The sequence below is a fragment of the Frankia sp. AgKG'84/4 genome (assembly GCF_023242965.2).
Classification (GTDB): Bacteria; Actinomycetota; Actinomycetes; order Frankiales; family Frankiaceae; genus Frankia.
In genome coordinates this window covers 1-546 of the sequence record NZ_JALKFU020000712.1, presented here as the reverse complement: position 1 = coordinate 546, position 546 = coordinate 1, and the positions used below count along the sequence as shown (strand labels likewise).

1 protein-coding gene is annotated in these 546 nt (G+C 49.5%); it reads right to left on the bottom strand.

Translation table 11 applies throughout. The features are described 5' to 3' along the window. Positions 1-506, bottom strand: a 506-nt coding sequence (gene gerQ, locus MXD58_RS31820; RefSeq protein ID WP_250610054.1) for a spore coat protein GerQ, incomplete at its 3' end; no start/stop codon positions are given. Between the last annotated feature and the right edge of the window lie 40 nt (positions 507-546).

The following is a 546-nucleotide window of genomic DNA, read 5'->3' as shown; positions in this document are numbered from 1 at the left end:
TAAGCAGCAAGGCCGCCTCCTCCGGCATATGGGTATTCATATTCGATCTCTTCATCAAAAGTAACATAATCAACAGAGACCATAGTAAGCAGGAAACGCATGCCGGTTTGTGGATCGCTCAAAATCAGATGGTCCCGGCCGGCTGCTTCAATGATTCCTTTGAAAACCTTGGAATTCCATTCTCTGCTGCCTTCAAACGTGCAATAAACGGTTGCCAATTTACCTTTATTAAGGCGCAGGATATTCTCAATGTATGACTCTTCGGCAGGGAGCATTCCCGCTCCCGCCTGGGAACCTGGAGGTGCAGCTTGCGATCCAGGTGCGGCCTGCATGCTCTGCGGAACCTGGGCCTGCGGATACCCTGCAGGGCCTCCAGGGAAGCCTGTAGGATATTGCCCGTACTGCTGCTGCTCATTGCGCTGGGCAGGATTAACATTTGCATAAGGGTAATAGGGCGCTGTGTACCCGTAGCTTCCATAAGAATTCGGTTTGTTTTGCTGACTCATGATTTTCCCTCCAAATCATTATTAATAAATAGGCAAGTGA